General features: G+C 51.4%; 17 protein-coding genes. 13 read left to right on the top strand and 4 right to left on the bottom strand.

What is annotated here, in order from left to right:
* The first annotated feature begins 54 nt into the window (after nt 1-54).
* Nucleotides 55-1,254, top strand: coding sequence for an aspartate aminotransferase family protein (locus ACI7RC_RS22085; protein ID WP_408110360.1), 1,200 nt, complete (start codon nt 55-57; stop codon nt 1,252-1,254).
* A 16-nt stretch (nt 1,255-1,270) separates the two neighbouring features.
* Nucleotides 1,271-2,404 carry an N-acetyldiaminopimelate deacetylase gene (locus ACI7RC_RS22080; RefSeq protein WP_408110359.1) on the top strand — a complete coding sequence of 378 codons (1,134 nt, stop codon included), beginning with the start codon at nt 1,271-1,273 and terminating at the stop codon, nt 2,402-2,404.
* Between the two features lie 55 nt (nt 2,405-2,459).
* On the opposite strand, the gene ACI7RC_RS22075 is transcribed toward ACI7RC_RS22080, so the two are convergent.
* Nucleotides 2,460-2,681, bottom strand: a complete 222-nt coding sequence (locus tag ACI7RC_RS22075; protein WP_408110358.1) for a hypothetical protein — start codon at nt 2,679-2,681, stop codon at nt 2,460-2,462.
* A gap of 248 nt (nt 2,682-2,929) precedes the next feature.
* Between ACI7RC_RS22075 and ACI7RC_RS22070 the strand changes: the two genes are divergently transcribed.
* The gene (locus tag ACI7RC_RS22070; protein ID WP_408110357.1) at nt 2,930-3,520 is read left to right on the top strand and encodes a hypothetical protein; all 591 of its coding nucleotides are present in this window, start codon (nt 2,930-2,932) and stop codon (nt 3,518-3,520) included.
* Between the two features lie 126 nt (nt 3,521-3,646).
* The gene (locus ACI7RC_RS22065) at nt 3,647-4,012 is read left to right on the top strand and encodes a DUF4912 domain-containing protein (RefSeq protein WP_408110356.1); all 366 of its coding nucleotides are present in this window, start codon (nt 3,647-3,649) and stop codon (nt 4,010-4,012) included.
* A 186-nt stretch (nt 4,013-4,198) separates the two neighbouring features.
* Here ACI7RC_RS22065 and ACI7RC_RS22060 read toward each other — a convergent pair whose 3' ends face one another.
* The gene (locus tag ACI7RC_RS22060) at nt 4,199-4,627 is read right to left on the bottom strand and encodes a DUF1885 family protein (protein ID WP_408110355.1); all 429 of its coding nucleotides are present in this window, start codon (nt 4,625-4,627) and stop codon (nt 4,199-4,201) included.
* A 185-nt stretch (nt 4,628-4,812) separates the two neighbouring features.
* Between ACI7RC_RS22060 and ACI7RC_RS22055 the strand changes: the two genes are divergently transcribed.
* The 4 genes from ACI7RC_RS22055 to ACI7RC_RS22040 all read left to right on the top strand — a co-directional run bounded on the left by ACI7RC_RS22055 (nt 4,813) and on the right by ACI7RC_RS22040 (nt 8,499).
* On the top strand, nt 4,813-5,337 hold the full coding sequence (locus tag ACI7RC_RS22055) for a MarR family winged helix-turn-helix transcriptional regulator (protein WP_408110354.1): 525 nt from the start codon (nt 4,813-4,815) through the stop codon (nt 5,335-5,337).
* Between the two features lie 246 nt (nt 5,338-5,583).
* Complete coding sequence (locus ACI7RC_RS22050) at nt 5,584-5,883, top strand: DUF3055 domain-containing protein (protein WP_408110353.1); 300 nt, start codon at nt 5,584-5,586, stop codon at nt 5,881-5,883.
* A gap of 227 nt (nt 5,884-6,110) precedes the next feature.
* The gene (locus ACI7RC_RS22045; protein ID WP_408110352.1) at nt 6,111-6,236 is read left to right on the top strand and encodes a GapA-binding peptide SR1P; all 126 of its coding nucleotides are present in this window, start codon (nt 6,111-6,113) and stop codon (nt 6,234-6,236) included.
* Nucleotides 6,237-6,387: 151 nt separating this feature from the next.
* Nucleotides 6,388-8,499, top strand: a complete 2,112-nt coding sequence (locus ACI7RC_RS22040; protein WP_408110351.1) for a hypothetical protein — start codon at nt 6,388-6,390, stop codon at nt 8,497-8,499.
* Nucleotides 8,500-8,565: 66 nt separating this feature from the next.
* Here ACI7RC_RS22040 and ACI7RC_RS22035 read toward each other — a convergent pair whose 3' ends face one another.
* Nucleotides 8,566-10,038, bottom strand: coding sequence for an aminotransferase class I/II-fold pyridoxal phosphate-dependent enzyme (locus tag ACI7RC_RS22035; protein ID WP_408110350.1), 1,473 nt, complete (start codon nt 10,036-10,038; stop codon nt 8,566-8,568).
* A gap of 173 nt (nt 10,039-10,211) precedes the next feature.
* Between ACI7RC_RS22035 and ACI7RC_RS22030 the strand changes: the two genes are divergently transcribed.
* Entirely contained in the window at nt 10,212-11,174 is a 963-nt protein-coding gene (locus ACI7RC_RS22030) for an NAD(P)H-dependent flavin oxidoreductase (protein WP_408110349.1), read from the top strand.
* A gap of 70 nt (nt 11,175-11,244) precedes the next feature.
* On the opposite strand, the gene ACI7RC_RS22025 is transcribed toward ACI7RC_RS22030, so the two are convergent.
* Nucleotides 11,245-11,883: a YktB family protein gene (locus ACI7RC_RS22025; RefSeq protein ID WP_408110348.1), complete on the bottom strand. Its 639-nt coding sequence runs from the start codon at nt 11,881-11,883 to the stop codon at nt 11,245-11,247.
* A 275-nt stretch (nt 11,884-12,158) separates the two neighbouring features.
* Here ACI7RC_RS22025 and ACI7RC_RS22020 point away from each other — a divergent pair, with 275 nt between their 5' ends.
* The 4 genes from ACI7RC_RS22020 to speD all read left to right on the top strand — a co-directional run bounded on the left by ACI7RC_RS22020 (nt 12,159) and on the right by speD (nt 15,104).
* Entirely contained in the window at nt 12,159-12,758 is a 600-nt protein-coding gene (locus ACI7RC_RS22020) for a hypothetical protein (RefSeq protein WP_408110347.1), read from the top strand.
* Nucleotides 12,759-12,996: 238 nt separating this feature from the next.
* A complete protein-coding gene (locus tag ACI7RC_RS22015; protein ID WP_408110346.1) occupies nt 12,997-13,500 on the top strand; it encodes a DUF4446 family protein in 504 nt (167 codons plus the stop codon).
* Between the two features lie 351 nt (nt 13,501-13,851).
* Nucleotides 13,852-14,451: a hypothetical protein gene (locus ACI7RC_RS22010; protein ID WP_408110345.1), complete on the top strand. Its 600-nt coding sequence runs from the start codon at nt 13,852-13,854 to the stop codon at nt 14,449-14,451.
* 248 nt (nt 14,452-14,699) lie between these two features.
* A complete protein-coding gene (gene speD, locus ACI7RC_RS22005; protein ID WP_408110344.1) occupies nt 14,700-15,104 on the top strand; it encodes an adenosylmethionine decarboxylase in 405 nt (134 codons plus the stop codon).
* Nucleotides 15,105-15,172: the final 68 nt, after the last annotated feature.

Raw genomic sequence — 15,172 nt, 5'->3', positions numbered from 1 at the left:
TCAAGTAATAAAACAGAAAGAAACTGGGGCATACCCCAGAAGGAGGGCGTCACCGTGGATGACTGGCGTTCATTGGATCAAGAGTATCTCATGTCCACCTATAAACGCCTGCCGATCGCGATTGCGAAAGGCGAGGGAAACTACCTGTACGACGTAGAGGGAAAGGCGTATCTGGACTTGTTTACCGGACTGGCGGTCAACGTGCTGGGACATTCCCATCCGGCGATCATCAGCGCTTTGCGAGAACAAGGCGAGAAGTTTTTGCACATCTCCAATGTCTTTTTAAATCCTCCCGCTATTCGCCTGGCTCAGCGGCTGGTGGAGCATTCGATCAAGGGGAAGGTCTTTTTCGGCAATTCCGGCGCAGAGGCGACGGAGGCAGCGATCAAGCTGATCCACAAGTGGACGGTTCGCGAAGCGAATGGACGTTCTGGTGTCGTCGTGTTGAAAAACAGCTTTCACGGCCGGACGCTCGGAGCGCTCCGGCTCACCCGCCAGGCACACGTGTACCAGGACTTTCCCAGCCCGGCGTTTCCCGTGTTTGAAATAGAAGCGCAGGACGTGGACGAGCTTGTAGCCGTGTTCGAGCGCGAACGGCCGGCAGCCGTGCTGATGGAGCCGATCCTCGGTTCCGGCGGCATCATTACGCTCTCGCAGTCGTATCTGCAAGAGGTAGAGCGGCTCTGCCGGGAAACTGGAACGCTTTTCTGCATCGATGAAATCCAGACCGGCATGGGACGGACGGGCACGCTGTTTGCCTACCAGCACGCCGGCATTACCCCTGATCTGATCTTGTTTGCCAAAGGGGTCGGCGGGGGCTTGCCGCTCGGCGGAGTAATCGCAGGGGAACGATTGATGGATCTGTTCGGGCCGGGCGATCACGGCACGACATTTGCCCCGTCGCCGCTTAGTGCGGCGCTTGGCAATGCGGTATTGGACGTCATTTTGGAGCCCTCCTTCATAGAGCAGTCCAATCAGACTGCCGCCTACCTGCGTGAGCGGCTGTCCCTCCTGGTCCAAGACAATCCGGCCTGGTACGCAGAGATTCGCGGCAAGGGCATGATGCTGGGCTTGCAGATGAAGCTCTCCGCTGAGCAGGTCAGCCGGATCCAGGGCGAACTGCTTGCTGCCGGCATCCTTGTCGACGTGACCCAGAAGACGATTGTCCGGCTCCTGCCGCCGCTTACCCTGACGCGTGCAGAAGCAGACCGGTTTGCCGAGGCGCTGGCTGAGATCACAGCAAAGGTTTCCTAGAGGGAGGAGCATTCCCATGACGGTTCAACCGTTTGTCCAAATACGCCGGGACCTGCATCAAATTCCCGAACCGGGCTTTCAAGAAGTGAAAACGCAGGCCTACCTGCTCGACTATTTGCGGTCGCTCCCGCAAGATCGGATGGAGATCGAGACGTGGCGCACAGGGATTCTGGCAAAAGTGAAGGGAACCAATCCGTCCCGCACGTTCGCGTGGCGGACCGACATGGACGGGCTGCCGATAGAAGAAGAGACCAGCTATCCCTTCCACTCGACACATCCCGGCTACATGCACGCCTGCGGCCACGACATGCACATGGCGATTGCCCTCGGCATCCTTACCCATTTTGTACACGAACCGATCGCTGACGACCTGCTGTTCGTCTTTCAACCGGCGGAAGAGGGGCCGGGGGGCGCCCTGCCGATGATGAACAGCGAGGTGTTTCAAAAGCTGAGGCCCGATCAGATCTTCGCGCTGCATATTGCCCCCGAATATCCGGTAGGCACAGTGGCGACCCGCGAAGGAATCCTGTTCGCCAACACGGCGGAGCTTTTTATCGATCTCAAAGGTAAGGGCGGCCACGCCGCGTATCCCCACAAGGCAAATGACATGGTCGTCGCGGCCAGCCATCTGGTGACCCAGCTGCAGACCGTCGTCGCCCGCAATGTCGATCCGCTCGACTCTGCGGTCGTGACGGTCGGCAAGATCACCGGCGGCACCAAACAGAACATCATCGCGGAATCCGCCCGGCTCGAGGGAACCATCCGCACCTTTTCCAAAGAGTCGCTGCAGCAGATCCAATCCCGCATAGAGGCTTTACTCAAAGGAATAGAAGCCGGCTTTGAATGCGAGGCCGCCATCGATTACGGCTCAGGCTACCGCCAGGTGTACAATCACCCGGCACTCACGAGAGAATTTATGGACTGGGCAGCCACCCGGCCCGGTCTTGAGCTAATCGAGTGCCCCCCAGCGATGACCGCCGAGGATTTCGGCTTCTTCCTCGAAGAGATCCCCGGTTTTCTGTTCTGGCTCGGAGTAAATACTCCGTACGGTTTGCACCACGCCAAGCTCGAACCCGACGAACAAGCCATCGAAGTGGCGATTCGGCTGATCTGTGACTATTTTACGTGGAAGTCGGGAACATCCGCATAAATCAAATCCGCTTAAGAAAGATACAGGCCGCAGTGTAATCTGCGCCTGTTTTTTTTTAATCTTTTCTAGCGGAAGCCTCGAGGAGACCGGGAAAAATGGAGCGAGCACAGGCCTTGGCAACGCCCACCCAGTCGGAACGGAAAAAAACGGCACACGCCTGTCGACCAAATTCTACGTTGAAATACTTCCAGTCCTTTTTGGTCGACGTGCCGTTTTTTGTAGTGCAGACGGCCAGTCCTACTTCCCCGCCGGCGTGCCACAGCCGAAGCGAGCCCATTTTTCCCGGTCTCCACGGACTATGTTCTCCTCGCCAAAAAAATGCAATTTTCAAACTAAAACCGCGAGTTATCCACAAGTCCATGTGAAAAACTTCCGAATTTCCGCGTGTTCCGCCCTGTGGATACTGTGGATTTTGTTGAAAAAAATCTCGAATGGACCACAACTATTTTCATTTTTTCGCGTCTAAACAGTTGGGTAAAAAAATGGAGGACTTATGCTACGGAAATCTTACTGGAGGATTGCTGCATGAAGAAGAAAGTTATACCTATTCTAATGGCTCTCATGATCGCGGGCGTATCGACGGCTGCAAACGGCGATGGAATCGTCAAAGTGTCGGTCGGCGGCGAACAAGTCGGAGTGGAATTGGGGGCGTCGAGTGTCAGCTCGGTGCAGGAGATCGTAGACCGTTTGGGGGCATTTTCCAACTATGACGTGGATTCGGGAAAATTGGAAGTGGAGAAGCCTGCTGTCAACGTATTGGTCTTGGAAGGAGTGCAGAAGCGCAGCCGGGACGTCATCTTGAGCAATCCGGTCAAAAATTTTACGGATAAAGACGTTCCCCGCAGTTTTGGCGTCTTTGTAGAGGTAGATAACGCGCCTGTCTCAAAAGAATTGGTTCTCAAGGTGGTCCTCGTCGGCCCTAACGGCAAAGTGGTTGCCGGCGGAGACGAGCGAACCTTCTCGACGCGCAGCGAAACCAGCTTCTACTTTTCCGAGCCGTTCATCTCAACAAAGCTGGATCAGTACGGAACGTATAAAGTCCAGGTTTTGATGAAACGGGATAAGAATTCCGCTTATGTGAAGGTTGGCGAAAACACCTTTACCGTCGGCAGGTAGGCCATTGGCCTCTCCTGATTCACAGTTGGATGTACGCGATTTCATTTTTCGCAACTCCATGATATAATAAATAAAGCTGTACAAATCACAAAGTAAGTTTTCATTGGAAAGGAAAGATGGGAGCGAATGAAGACAGATCCCGCGCGGTCATCTACTGATGTTGACGGCCCGAGTATACGCATATCCAGGAAAGATGAACAGTCCCTTATAGCGACCTGGCACTTGACAGAGAAGTTTCAGCAGGAGATCGAGGAGAAGTTTGCCATACCTTATGCCGAATTGCCATTTGTCTTGAGGCTTTACGATGTGACGGATCGCGATGAGATCCGAAATGACGGCATGGATGTGTACACAGACTTTGACATCAATCACCGCTCGTCTGAATGGGTTCTCTATGGTGTCCTCGAAGGCTTGATGTACTGCGTCGATCTAGGAATACGTATGGTTGATGGAAGATTCTATTCGCTGACACGTTCTGAAGTTATCTCGTAACAAGATACCAAAGCAGAGGCCCTCGACAGGGCCTGTTTTTTTGGCCGGAAAAAAGAAAAGGCATGTCCGCAGGTGTTGTCTTCGGCAGCCTTGTCGAAATAGTATGAAAAGCCCGGCGAAACCGGTTCCCGTACTGAATAGGAATACGATGCCCTGATTTGTGCATCCGATGGGTCATTCCTGCCGCTAGGGCTTGCGCGGTTGGAAGTACTGCACCCGGCCGTTGAACAGCACCAGTTCGCCTTTGAATTCGCGGGCTAAATAGCGGCAAAATTCATTCGCCTTGCTCTTGTCGCCATGTGTTGCCACCGGCGGGAGGGTGACTTGAACGTAATGCCGTTCAGTATCCTGGGCCTTTTTCGTTCCGACCCCGATGATGATCGATTTATAAAGCTTTGGGTCTTGGCCTCTTAACAAGAGCCAGGGGCCATTCTCGTCTTCTGCATCTTCTATTTTGTAGGGAAATGCGGCTTCGCTGTACCACCACCCTAACTGCTCTCCCGTCTTTTTGGTCATATCGATGTAGCGTTGAAGCTTTTCCCTCACATCGGCGAGTGTCGCTTGTTGAATGGCGGAGCCTTCCACAAAGTATATATAGGCTGACTGCAGATTCACTTTTACGTTCACTCCCATACCTGATCTATCGTACGTGCATTATGGTTAAGTGTAGCATTTTCTGTCTATCTTTGACAACAAAATTAGTTGTTTGGGAAAATAATTGCGGATGTTTTCAGAAAAGTGTACAATAATAAACAATATTCATTCGGCTACAGAGAAAAACCGACTGGGGGGAATACGGCATGCAGGAGGCAACGGTCAGACAAGTGTATGAAGCATTGAATACGTTGCGGGCAATTTCTGTTGTCAATAAAGAGGATTGGGAACGGGCAGCCAAGGCAGCCAATTTGGATTCATCGGTTCAATTGAATATCTTATGGATTATTTACTGTTACGAAGGAGTTCGGGTAACGCAGATTGCCGATTGGACGTTCTGGCATCCGTCTTCGATTGTCATCCACATCAAGAAGCTGATGGATAAAGGCCTGGTGACGATTGAGAAGTCAGACCTGGACGGCCGGGTCGTCAATGTGTACCCGACTCTGGTCGGCAAACGGGTGATCGAACAAAGCCGTCAAAGCGTGCCCGATCTCTTTCGGTTGACGGCCGCACTGGAGCGATTGAAGGAACGGTACAGTCCTGTCGTGCTGGAGCTGTTCTTTGAATGCCTGACCTTTCTGGCACAAACGCTTCATGGGACGGAAAAGGTTCGCTGGATTCAAGAGAGTGAAGACCGCTTGCCTGTCGCTTCCAACGCCTCTTTTTAAAACGGCGCTCGAACTGCCGTCCGAGTTATTACTCGGGCGGTTTTTTTACTGGGGATGTAGGCATACTACCTGGGAGTGCTTCCTTAAACTGCATTCGCATAAATAAGCTCTGGCTGAATCTGGGATAGGGGTTTCCATTATCGCCCATTTTTCCGTTTGTTAAAAAATGTCTACGTGACAAAGACAAAAATATTATGGTAAACTTGTAAAAGAACGAAATTTTTAAAAAATAAGGGAGGGGTAACGATGGACCGTTATGACAGCTTATATGACGAGTCTGAAACAGCCCAAGTTCGATTCTTTGGGTTCGCTTCTGACAGAAAGCGTTACGACTTCGGGGTTGTCTTCACCCACAAGTTTTACGGGAAACCATTGGTCGTCTGCATGCAAACGGGGCGCTCTACCCTTCTCAGTTCTGAGGATGCGCATAACCCCGCTTATCTTCAGCACATTTTTCGCATCGACTGTTCGGAAGAGGCGGAGGAGCTTGCCCAGTTTTTCCAGGAGTATCTGCCATCAATGCCATTTGAAGAAAACCAATATTGAACCAATGAAGGAGCAGGAGAGCAGGAACCCTGCTCTTTCTGTTTGGCTAAGCGGCAAAATGTGACATACTAATTGATTGAGATTGTGATAAAAAAATGAGCTAATGAATATGATTTTTTCTGTTGACGCAATTAGTATGACATATTATTATAAATGTATCACATTAAAGTTTCGTACATGTTTTGATTAGGATATCGTACATTACCTTGCGAAAGTGGAGGGGAGTCATGGGCACCATCGTCTGTCAAACCTGTGGTACGATTATCGATCACTTTGAATCCAATCAGGTAAAAACCTTATACGGAATCTGTGATTCCGGCTGCAATTGCTGTCACCAAACCGAAGAAGACTAAGGATCGCACCCAGGGCATGGGTGCTTTTTTTTGGGCATGGGCCAATCCCCGTTTTTGCGTGTTTACAACTCTATGAATATAGCTGATAATAAAAGGGAGCGATACAAAAAGATAGATAGAACGCTGAATTGAGGAAGAGGAGGAATTACATATGAAGATTCGACGCATCCAGGGGATGCTTGCCGCTGCGGTTCTGGGCGCCTCCCTATGGAGCGGAATGCCTGTTCATGCAGAGGGGATTTGGTCGGAGACAAAGCTGGAGTTGAATGCCGGAAGCCCTTCGTCTGAGGCAGGTATTGGCGTGTCTGACAGCTACGCGGTTTGGATCAACCAAAACGATGACGATTATGCGGTGATCCTGTATGACCTAGATGCCGAGAAGTCGACAAGCATCGCTGCAGACGGCCACAGTAAAACAGGGCTGAAGGTAGATGGCAATTACATAGCCTGGATTGATGACAAAAGAGGCAGTGAAGCTGTATACCTGTACGATATCAATAGAAAGAAGACGAAGCGTATCTCAGGAGACGATGCCAGACCGGGAAGAGAGCTGGACCTGAAGGGCGGATACGTCGTCTGGGAAGACGGTCGCGACAGAGGGACCGATATCTACGCTTACGACATCAACGAAGGTGTCGAAATGAGAATCTCGAAGAGCAATGAGGCCAGTTCACCTGCTGTAGACGGTTCGTATGTCGTGTGGGAAGACGAACGAAACGGCAACAGCGATATCTACGCTTACGACCTCTCTACCAAAAAAGAGAAGGCTCTTGTCGTAAGGGATGGATACCAAGGCCACCCCACGATTGACAGGGGAATTGTCGCCTATAACGACAGCCGCCGCGGAAGATCCGTTATCTACTATTACGATATCGAGAGCGGCAGGGAGACCAAGATAACTGACGATACCCAAGATCGGGAATACCCCAAAATCTCCGGAAACCGGATCGTTTTCCTGGAAGGCAGCGATCTGATGTCCTACGGCATCAGCACGAAACGCACCGAGCACATCGACAGAGGAGTCCAAAGCAGCAACAATTTCAGTTTAAACGGAAACAATTTGTTGTTTGGACTGGGGTATCGCGAAGATATCCAACTGCATCTGCACAATTTCCGCAATGGTGATACCATCAACCTGGGCGGGACGATCAGCGATCCGAGTCAACCTTCCGGCAGCGACAAATACGTCGTCTTTATCAACCACAAGGATAAACGGACCGATGAAGTCGTCTTGTACAACGTCGAGTCCAAGCAGGCGAAAGTGATTTCGTCAAATCAATCTGCTGAGCGTCCGCTGGTGAGCAACTCTTGGGTCGTTTGGTACAATTACGGAGACGACGCCTTGATGGCTTACAACATTAAATCAGGCACTCAAAAGCGTGTAACTGGTCAAAGAGAGTATCCTTCCAAAGAGTTTTATGCACTCGCAGGAAGCAAGCTTGTCTGGCTTAGCGAATCCGGCAGTGGCGGAACTGTCTATCTGACTGACCTGGCTACCGGAAGCCAAAAGGAAGTCGGTTACGCCCGAAACCTGAAGAGCCTGGATACGAACGGCAGCTACATCACCTGGCTGTCGGATGATTACGGCGGCTCAAGCATCAATATATACGATATCAAGACATATGAGAGCTACTCTGTCCGTCGTCAGGCACAGGCGAAAGACGCTCACATCGGAGACAATTACATCGTCTGGACAGAGGAAGGACCGTATGATTGGGACCTGTACTATTATTCGCTGAGCTCTGAGCGATACTGGCCGGTTTTCGGCAACAGAGCAGGCGATCAGCTTCGCCCGCAAATCGCCCGCAACATGATAGTATTCCAAGAGGCGCTTCCGCGGGACCCCGACAAATTTGACTACATGTTTTACGATATAGACCGCGGTTCCTACGGCGAAGGGCTGAATTACAATGCCCAGCCAAGCGAGCTTAGCCTCGGTGGAAACCGTGCCGTTTGGATCGATACGCGCAGCGGAAGCCCGGCTGTTTACACGATGGCATTTGACTGGCCTCGCGACGATGACGGGGATAACGGCGGCAATAACGGTGAGATCAAGGAATACACGATGGAGGAATTGTTTAACGAAGGCCGCTTGACCGGTGTGCTGGTCAACAACGATGCGGACAAAGTGCAATTCATTTTCAAAGGCGGCAGCCGTGAGCAGTCCTACTACGTGGAGGATTTCATCGACTATTACCATGAAGTGATCGATCTGTTGAACAGCACTCCGTTTGAAAAGATCACGATCCGTGTCTATCCGTAAAAAAGAGTACGCAAAAAATCCCGAGGTGGAAAAACCTCGGGATTTTTCGTTTATATCGAAGTTCCCTTAACCAGATATCGCTTCCTGCCGCTTGACTACCTTGATGGTCTGCAGGGACTCGTCTTCCGGCCCCTGTACAGGCAACCCAGCGCGGATGTTCTCCTGGATGTACAGGATATTTTCTTCCGTGATCACTTCTCCTGGCAGGAAGATCGGGATCCCTGGCGGATACACCATGATGAATTCCGTCGTGATCCGGCCTGCCGCTTCCACCAGCGGGACCGCTTCTGTTTCGGCGTAAAACGCATCCCGGGGAGAGAGAGACAGCACGGGTATTTCCGGAAGGGTGACTGTGAGCGGTTCCGCTTCATTCATATGGGCGAATTCGATGGAGAGATGGCGCAGAGCATTGACCAGCGTCTCGATCGCCTCTTCTGTATCGCCGGCTGTGACGAAGCAGAGGACGTTGTACAAGTCGCTCATCTCCACTTCGATCTGGTATTTTTCGCGAAGCCAATTTTCTACTTCCCATCCAGTAATCCCTAGTTCCCGTACGTGGATCAGAAGTTTGGTCGGATCCATCGCAAACGTAGCCGGGCCGCCCAGGATCTCTGGACCGACACAGCGGATGCGGGGGATCTGATTAATCTGTTCGCGCGCTGTCTCGGCCAACTGAATCGCTCTCGCAAGCAGCTCGCGCCCGTGCAGAGCCAGGTGCTGGCGGGCCATATCGAGCGAAGCCAGCAAGATGTACGAGGTAGACGTCGTCGTCAGCATGCTTAAGATCGTCTTGACACGGCCTACGTCAACCAGGCCTTCCCGCACATTCAGGATCGAGCTTTGCGTCAGCGAGCCGCCCAGCTTGTGCACACTGGTCGCCGCCATGTCAGCGCCTGCCTGCATGGCGGAAAGCGGCATCTCATCGTGGAAGTGAATGTGGACGCCATGGGCCTCGTCGACTAAGACGGGTATCTCGTAATTGTGCGCGGTCCGGACAATCTGCCGCAAATCGCCGGAAATGCCGAAGTAAGTCGGGTTGATCACCAGGAGGGCAGCGGCATCAGGGTGAGCCTCCAGTGCTTTTTGCACCGCATTGTTGGTTATGCCGTGGGAGATTCCCAAGCGCTCGTCCATGACCGGATGGATGAATACGGGAATCGCCCCGGCAAAAATGATTGCCGATAATACGGATTTGTGCACATTGCGCGGCACAATGATTTTATCTCCAGGGTTGCAGGTGGCCATGATCATCGCTATGATCGCTCCACTCGTCCCCTGTACGGAAAAGAAGGTATGGTCGGCGCCGAATGCTTCAGCAGCCAACTCCTGCGCTTCTTTGATCATCGCTTTGGGGTGATGCAGATCGTCCAGCGGGGCGATGTTGATCAGATCAATGGAGAGGGCGTTCTCCCCGATAAACTCGCGGAAGGTCGGATTCATGCCCATCCCTTTTTTATGGCCTGGAATGTGAAATTGAATGGGGTTTTTCTTGGCATGTTCTAACAGACCGCTAAACAGAGGAGTTTTTGCTTGTCTCATTGTGTATCGCCTCGCTTTATAAACAGAATAAATATGCAAAAAAACAATATTGAGTATAGCAGACGTGTGGGGGAAAGCAAGTACATTTTTCAGGGATTTCCAGAGCGGCGGCGGATATTGGAAGGAATTGGCCGGGTACGGCGAGAAGTGAACAGTAAGGAGGGAGTGATGGTATGCAGACGAGAGTGACGAGTATGCTTGGCATCAAGTACCCTGTCGTACAGGGAGGGTTGGCGTATTTAGCCTATGCAAATTTGGCGGCAGCGGTGTCAAATGCGGGCGGTTTGGGGCAGATAACCGCCATGACGCTGCCCTCTGCAGAGGCGCTTCGAGAAGAAATCCGCAAGGTTCGGTCGATGACGGACAAACCGTTTGGCGTCAACTTTGCCATCGGTCAGCACGATCGTTCATACGAACACTTGTTGGAAGCGGCAGTGGAAGAGGGGGTAAAAGTGATCACGGTTACCGGCGGAAATCCCGAGCCGTTGATCCGCCGGCTTGACGGGCATGACATCAAAAAGCTGGTACTGGTAGCTTCGGTCAGGCAGGCGCAAAAAGCGGAGGCAGTCGGAGCTGACGCTGTGATGGCGGTGGGCCAGGAAGGCGGCGGCCACCTGGGGCGGGACGATATCGGCACGATGGTGCTCGTTCCCAGGGTCGCCGAGGCTGTTTCGATTCCCGTGCTGGCCAGCGGCGGAATCGGCGACGGCCGCGGTTTGGTGGCTGCGCTGGCTCTGGGAGCGGAAGGCGTGGAAATGGGCACGCGCTTCATTGCCACCAAGGAGTGCGTTCACGCTCACCCGGCCTACCAAGAAGCGCTGGTCAAGGGAACCGAACACGACACGACAGTCATCAAACGCACCTTGGGCACACCGGGGCGGGTCGTTCGCACGCCAGGTTCTGATCAGATCCTCGCGCTGGAAGCGGAAGGTGCCGGGTACGAGCAGTTAAAAACGTTGATCAGCGGGCAGCGAAACCGAACCTATATCCATGAAGGGGATGAGACCGGGTTCGGCTGGGCGGGCCAGGTGATCGGCCTGATACACGATGTGCCTACGGTGCAGCAGTTGTTTGACCGCATGTTTGGCCAGGCGAACGAAATTATCGGGCGTCTGGAGAACATCATCAGCTCCTGAATGTGCAAAAAGAACAGGTTTGCTTCCCATCTTGGTGAAAGCGGACCTGTTCTTTGCATATATTTGGGTATTACCTGACGGCGACGGCAGTCAGGTGGTACACGCGGGTCAGGATCGAGTAGGTCTGTTCCAGGCGGCCGAGGAGCTTTTCGGCGTCGCCCAAAATCGGATCGTGCCGGTCGATGGTAATACCGCAGAGGATTTCCGCCTTCTTCACGCGCTGCAAGCGATCGATCAATTGCAGGACGCCGGCTTTGCCCAGCTGGCTCTGCGGGGTGCTCTCAGGCTGGGTGTGATCAGGCGACCAGCGAAACTCGGCAGGGACGATTTCCATGATTTCATCAATTCGCTCTTCCATTGCTTGTCCGATCTCTTGCTTAAAGGGTGACTCGTATATGAGGGCAAACCAGGCGAAGAGGTGCGTTCCCCACATGCCTAGCTGAAAGTGCGGGTGTTTTTTATAGCCGCGCTTGTCGGCAGCCCAGGCCACCCAGGTATCAGCGGGCGGATTCACGGTCCGTCTGGCGTGCTTTGCTACGTGGTAGAACATCTCCTGCCCAGTCTGCAGGGAAAGGGCGGGGGCGAAGTGCTGACCCAAATATTCCAGCTTTGGGCGGATCAACGATTTGATCTGATCCATGCGCGCATCCAGGCCTTCAACGGAAAATACGTCAAAGTCCTCTTGCGCAAAACCTGTAAACGTAGACAAAGTGATCACTCCCTATTGCAAAACTGACCATATGATATCACAACCGATTGGAAAATAATACTGCCAAGACTGCATGGATTGCCTCTGGCAAAATGGCCGGAAAAGTCGGATAATAAAGGTAGGGCAGGCATATGGCAGCGGCGCCTGTGAAAAAGTGAGGCGAAAAAGTTGTCTGCAAGGAATGGCAAACAAGAGTGGCGAATAATATGATATACCACTCACTCCCACATGGCTGTTACAGTAATCTGATTATTCTGTTAAGGGAGGGTGCCGTGATGACTGCTTATAACCAATTGGAGTACAGCAATGTCGCTGTCTGGTTTGACCGTCCCACCTTAAAGAGACTGCTGCAGGTGTTAGTGGAGAACGGGTTGGATATCGCCTGGCGGGAGGAGCCAAAGCAGTTTTGTGTACTTGTGAAGACCGCATCGGGTAGTTATTGCCTCACGTTGCACAAACAGGGAGAAGCCTTCAAGCTTTCAGGGTTAGACGGCATCGTTTTGGATATGCGCTTGGCTACAGTGCTTTACCAGTTCATCGAGCAGGCAAAAGGACACGCCGTCGTCAAAATTGTCGGCGAACAGCAAATCCTGGTCAAAAACATCCGTTACGGGGAGGCCGTGAGAATTATTGAGATTAAAGGAGCTGAGAAAAAGGTGATCTACGAAAAAGCGTGCAGTGTGACGATTGATCAGGTAATTGCCGCGTTGAAACGCCGTGATGCAGAGGAAAGGATTCCGGTTCTTCGCCTGGAGCTGGATTATGAGCTGGCCACGCTGTATGACGCTCTGCAGGCAAACGACAAGTCTTCGATCAACAAATCAAAAGATCGTCTGAAGAAGCTTAGACGGGAAATGCTGTTATTAGAAGCGTAGCAGGTGAGAATAAAGCGGATAGGTAGGTTGAAAATGGAATTAGTCTGGCGGCACACGGGATAGAAGCGGCAAACTCCGATCGAGAGGATGCCGCTTCTACGCTTTTGTTCACTGGCAGTGGAGGCTTCTTTTTGGCAAACAACAGTTTCGTTTGAAGGAGCAGTCATTTGGAGGTACAATAAGCAGGTATGAAAGTCTCGCTTCTGTCGGACTGGTTTATAAAGAAAGGAAGAACACAATGCAGCAGCTCCTATCCATTTTGTCATCCCCTTACATTTCTGCCGCTTTATGCCTCATGATCCTGATCTTACTTATTTTTGTGACTGTTCTCAATTCGCGGATCAGCCGTTTGCAGAGGAAAATGAAACGGTTTCTTGCCGGCAGTGACGGAGGCAACATCGAAGCAGGTCTCACCCGGATGCTCGATCAATTGGATGAATATAAACAGAAGCAAGCCGATCAACAGTTTATGATCAATCGGCTGTCCCAAAAGTTGACCAATCGCTGCGGCAATCTGGCCGTGATCCGCTACAATGCATTTGATGATACGGGAAGCGATCTCAGCTTTTCACTGGCGCTGCTCGACGACGAGAAAAACGGCGTCGTATTGACCAGCATTTTTGGCCGCCACGAGTCCCGGATCTACGCCAAACCGGTACAAGCCGGGGAGTCCACGTATCTCTTGACGGAAGAAGAGACGGATGCGATACGGAAAGCGAGCCAACTCATCGGTTTGAAATAAGGAGATATTCGCAACAATAGATAGATAAAGCGATGATTGAAGGGGATAATATCGTCAAATCGAGTCATATGGGCGAATGCCCATGTTTTTACGGGAATCCTTGTGTTTTATCACAGGATTTTTCCGGCTGCATGGTGTATAATAAAACGTGTAGATTTATGTTACCTTTCAAAAGTGGGTGATCCGCCTTCATTTCCCATACCGAGTCTAGGCTCATTGGGCAAGGCCAGATTCTACAGCGATCGTTTGTCGATACTTAGCTTCCGCTCCTTTGTTGGCAGCCGGCATTCGGAAACAGCCAGCGGTACCAGGTGTCATCCCTGGAAAACAAGGAGAATTGGGGCGATTTTTATGGCACAGCGTTTAGCCACGAACTACGCGAGCGCCTATTTTACGATGAGCGAACAGGAGCTTACACAATTTGTTAAGCTTTTCGCCAATGAAAAAATTGATGTAAAAGAAAAAGTATACGATAACGGAGACCGTGATATCACGATCGATGACCATTCCGGGGAAATACAGCTGTCATTTCACCGTAAGGGAAATCGTTATTCTTGTGAAAGCTCCTATGTCATTAAGGATTTGACTCTTGCCAACGCGATGAGAAAAGCGATGAAAGCTTTTAAAGGCCACGGCATTGTTCACCGGATTTATGACAGCTTTACGGTTGTGTACCACTACGATGAAGGTTCCGTGATCCGGATTGAAGAAGTGACAGAGGATTCAGAAGTCCCGATCTACGAAGGGACCGGCTTCGGGCGGACTTCGAAGGAATTGGAACGCTTGTACATGAGTACCGGAAGCGAAGAGGAAATCAAATTGATTCGGGAGGAAACCGACCGCCTGCTCGATTTGCGCAATTGGGCGAAGAAGGTGACGCCCGAGAGGATTTCCGCCATTGACCAGCAGCTGTCCGGATTATCGACTCGTCTGTTTTTGCTGGAAGCGTAAGATTGTAGAGAATTTGTGAACAAGTGGGCGCTTGATGCGCCCATTTTTTCATTTCCAACAAATATTTTCGTAAAAGGTATTGTCATTTTGGTGGAACCATGGTACTTTTAATGTCGTTGGAAAAACAGGATTAGGAACCAGGATTCACTTTAAAGGGTGGAGAATACGAGGGATGCCGCCCCCGTTAGTGAATGACGCAGGTCCTAGCGATGTTCCAAGAATACTTGCTAGGAAGGGGGAACCGAAAGATGGAATATTCAACTTTCGGAAGACATGTTGCCATTGACACATGGGGTGTACAGTTTGACCTTTTAAATGATGCAGAATTTCTCAAGCGGCAAATGGTGGAAGCCGCAGAAGCCTGTGGCGCTACGGTTCTTGGCGTTCAAGCCAAGCAGTTTTCTCCTCAAGGAGCGACCGTTCTGGTTCTTCTCTCGGAAAGTCATCTGTCGATTCACACCTATCCTGAACGCGGCTTCGCGGCACTGGATTGCTACACCTGTGGTGAGACGGTTGATCCTCAAATTGCCATCGATTACTTGGTTTCTGTCCTGAAGCCCGAAAAGGTATACGCCAAGAAATTGATCCGCGGTCTCGGTGAAATGCAGGTTGCAGACCCGGAAGTAAAAGTGATGGAAACAGCTGAAAAGTAAGAGACGTCAGGGTGCTTTTGAAAAGCGCCCTTTTCATATGCAAAAAAACATTTACAGAAAATTCAGCC

It is taken from the genome of Brevibacillus sp. B_LB10_24 (assembly GCF_046036945.1).
Taxonomy (GTDB): domain Bacteria; phylum Bacillota; class Bacilli; order Brevibacillales; family Brevibacillaceae; genus Brevibacillus_C.
This window is presented reverse-complemented; position numbering and strand designations above follow the sequence as displayed.